Annotated in this window: 4 protein-coding genes; 1 reads left to right on the top strand and 3 read right to left on the bottom strand. The window is 42.1% G+C overall.

All coding sequences use genetic code 11. The features are described from left to right. Nucleotides 1–31: 31 nt before the first annotated feature. Nucleotides 32–337 carry a hypothetical protein gene (locus ENN47_02240; GenBank protein ID HDP77008.1) on the top strand — a complete coding sequence of 102 codons (306 nt, stop codon included), beginning with the start codon at nt 32–34 and terminating at the stop codon, nt 335–337. 303 nt (nt 338–640) lie between these two features. Here the strand turns inward: ENN47_02240 and ENN47_02235 are convergent, their stop codons facing one another. Genes ENN47_02235 through ENN47_02225 form a run of 3 tightly spaced genes read right to left on the bottom strand, consistent with a single transcriptional unit; the run spans nt 641 to nt 2,939 of the window. After that, nucleotides 641–1,147, bottom strand: a complete 507-nt coding sequence (locus ENN47_02235; protein HDP77007.1) for a prepilin-type N-terminal cleavage/methylation domain-containing protein — start codon at nt 1,145–1,147, stop codon at nt 641–643. Next, a complete protein-coding gene (locus tag ENN47_02230) occupies nt 1,147–1,479 on the bottom strand; it encodes a hypothetical protein (protein ID HDP77006.1) in 333 nt (110 codons plus the stop codon). The genes ENN47_02235 and ENN47_02230 overlap by 1 nt, the downstream gene beginning before the upstream one ends. After that, nucleotides 1,479–2,939 carry a hypothetical protein gene (locus ENN47_02225; GenBank protein HDP77005.1) on the bottom strand — a complete coding sequence of 487 codons (1,461 nt, stop codon included), beginning with the start codon at nt 2,937–2,939 and terminating at the stop codon, nt 1,479–1,481. Before ENN47_02225 ends, ENN47_02230 begins: the two co-directional genes overlap by 1 nt. Nucleotides 2,940–3,452: the final 513 nt, after the last annotated feature.

Raw genomic sequence — 3,452 nt, 5'->3', positions numbered from 1 at the left:
TATGGAGATTGAATTCAGCTACGGGGTCTCTTTGAACCTCGAAGAATCCGACATACGATTTAAAGGCCTTAGCCACAGGGAAATCGGAGATGCCACGGAAAGTATTTCATTCCTTGTTGAATCTCCCAATCCCGGCTTCGATTACACGTGGCGTGAAAACGCCGATGTGCTCTACGATGAGAAGTACCCTCTCAAGCACCGGGTCGGTCTGCACCTGGCGACCGTCGAAGCGCTGATTAACGGCTACAACATGTTCATGGGAACGGAACTCATCTACACCGACGTTCCGACATACTCGGACTTGATGGAAAACGGCTTCGAAGCTTATTTGAACTAGAGAGTCACCACAACTTGCTGAAACAAAAAGCCCCGGTGACGCCGGGGCCTTTCTTCTCTCATGCAAATTTATTTCACCAGGTCTGGACATAAATACCGCAAGCAAAGAAACGAATTATGGATTGTCAGCGTTCTCGGAGAATCTGTCACGGCAGAACGACTTAAGAAATAATGGGAATCAAAAGTTACCGAATGATACAATCTCTTCGAAATCCCTCAGATTCAAATTTCTTAAGTTCACATCAGTTATTTATCTGCAGTTCTCAAATAATCAGGCTATTAATAGCTACTAAAGCTATTCCTATTATTCAGAAAACAACTTCTCGGACTTCTTGAAGCTTACAACAGACTCCATAGATGATCCCGAACTCGGTTCTTTGTTCATGAGCTTCACTCTTGATGTAAGAACAATACTCTTGCTTGTGTTTTCGATCGTAACTTCGAGTACTGTCTCGTCCGTGTCTTTGAAATCGAAAGTAAGGTTATCAACGACCTGATCAGTCAGATAGTTAACTTTGTCGTCCTTCCTATATTCAATTCTCTTGTCCTGAAGACGAAAAACAGTCATTTCTTCATCATTTTCGTCGTAATCAAGAGCCACATCTTTAGCCAACCTAAGTTCTTTGACGATGATCTCCATTGCCGAGGTCATTTGTCTTTCAATAACAGACTTTTCTGAAGTCTGATTGTATGACTTCCACCAAATGTTGTACACGGTAAGAGAAATAAAAAGCACAACAGCAATAATCGCGATCGACATAACCATCTCTATCAGAGATAAACCACTTCGCCTTTCCGTGTTCTCACTCATCACTCAGACCTCTCGAACTCAATTAACCTCTTGACCCGTCCGTATTCGATCTCATAAAGATTTCCAGAAATCTCGACTTCACCAACTGTTACAGTAGCTGACCTGCTTTGAGAACTTGCTCTTGCTTCCAAGCTTCCTGACTTATATAGTAGATCCTCTGTGACTGCACTTGAGGTGTGGTCAACACGAAGAGCAATCGTGAGAAAGTTTAACAATGAAACAACAGAGATTATAAGAATCGCCAATGCAATTAGGATTTCAACAAAAGAGAATCCGCTTCTCCGACTGGCTTTCGTTGATCCCACTGAGGATTTGTCAATAAGCAACTTCATCACTCTCCCCAGAGCTCGAAGGCTTCCTCGCCATCGTTGGAAATGATTTCCAGGGAAGCCTCTGTGAATTCATCTTCAATGTCCTTGTAAATAACATCTGGACCTCCCGATCCATCGTATTCATTACAAACAATCGCACCATGAAAATCAGCATTTCCAGTCATAATAACTTTCGAATTCGGAGCAAACAGGGCGATTGAATGAGTTTCGGGTGTACCTTTCATGGAAACGTCTCCTGTCCCATCGTAAATAATGAGCCCACTTACATTCAAAGCGCTGTTTCCCCCTAACGAGACTCCGTTCTCATTGTGTATAAACAGAGTTCCTTTGAAATCAAGATTGCCCAAAGTGTTTCCTGTATAGTAGAACACAACTCTGTCTATCGATTCAGCATTTCCATTATTGTTAATGAAAGCCATTTTTTTGCTGCCATTTGGAAGATCCACATTGTTGACAACGTAGAGATTCAGATTACCGCTGCCAGATAACTCAATTGATGAATTGTCTTCCAGTTTCAGCTGATTCACCAAGATCTTCCTTACGTTTCCTGCTTCACCCGTTTCAATAGTGAGGGTTTTGCCGCTTCCTACATTAATTTCTTCATAGTAGCCGTCATCATTTATGATTGATCCGTCTGAATCAACGCTAAGAGAATCCCTCTCTGTCAACTCTGGAAAATCAGGGAACTCCGGGATTATACTCTTGTAGTCTCTTGTGCTATCAAGGGTGCCTACAACGTTTCCCTCAGCCAAATAGTAGTCACTCGGTTCTACTCCATCAAGATCTGTTCCCGGACCAAAATACACATCTCCATATACAGAAATCTTATTATTTTTTCCCTTACCATTACCACCATTACCCTGCCTACTTATCGCAGAGGTGTCAGTTGCATTCGTGCCTACATCACCTATAATTTCTGAGTTGGCGGAAGCTCCTATCTCTATATTCCCATCTGCGAAGATCGCCATATCGAAAAGCGGAGTCCCTGCAGAACCTTCACAACACATAAATGCGAGCGTTCTTGTCATATCCCCGGCATTTCCGGATGAGAGAAAATTGAAATATTCACTCTCTTTCCATACAGCGGTTACGACATCGTAGCTCTCGAAGGATGCTGCACTGGCTTCAAAACTCGATCTAACACTTTCTGACCAAAAACTGGTTACGTCTTCAATATTGAAATTGGCGGAGTTGTCATCGTCATTATCCCGAAGATTTCCATATATTACAAAGACCTTGTCTCCAAAGTATTGATTATCGATCTCACTCTTTTGCATGGCAAAGCCCCTGGCTATCTCAACACCGGATCTAGCGAAGAAGTAAGCCTGTGTTCGTTTCTCAAGATCGTTTGTCTGTCTCGCCCTGCCCATTACTAATGTCATTAGCGAGATCCCAATTATCGATATCACAAGAAACATTATCAAAGCTAAACCAAGTATTACTCCCTTTTTTGAGTTCAAGACGGTCGCCTCCAGAACATATCTGTTTCCCTTGACCAAGACTATTTCTTCGATAAACCTCTTTTTCCATTTTGTACAGAGATTTTGCTTTGCAGTTGATTATCAGGTGTCTATCTTGAAAGTCTTATTCACTCAACATGTCTTCAAAAAACAATTTCAGGGATCACAAAAAAATAGTGAAACAACTTCGACTTGCATAAATCATTATTTGCATAATCTGATAGCTTCATCAATCCAAAGAGACTTTTAGCAAGTACATTTTTGACCATGTGACCACTTCCTGATTCTGACTTTGCAATGGGATGCCAGCCAAAGTCACTCATCGGAAAGCCAATGTTTGCTCCTATCTGACACTCTCCTGGTTCAGGCTTCTTGCTCTTAAGGCGCCGCAAGTGTTTTCACACAAACGCTTGCAACGTTGATGAATCTATACGATCGGCCGGCTCTCATTGTCAATCGCTCGGTTTCCTCAGAAATTAATTTCCCCAAATCAGTCGAATTGAGGAAATTAAC

Origin of the sequence: Mesotoga infera, from assembly GCA_011045915.1 — a bacterium.
Taxonomy (GTDB): domain Bacteria; phylum Thermotogota; class Thermotogae; order Petrotogales; family Kosmotogaceae; genus Mesotoga; species Mesotoga infera_D.
The sequence above is the reverse complement of the archived record's forward strand: the minus strand, read 5'-3'. Positions and strand labels throughout refer to the sequence as shown.

Coding starts and splice junctions, on each gene's coding strand:
- ENN47_02235 (HDP77007.1), bottom strand. CDS start 1,147: ATGAGTGAGAACACGGAAAGGCGAAGTGGTTTATCTCTGATAGAGATG.
- ENN47_02230 (HDP77006.1), bottom strand. CDS start 1,479: ATGAAGTTGCTTATTGACAAATCCTCAGTGGGATCAACGAAAGCCAGT.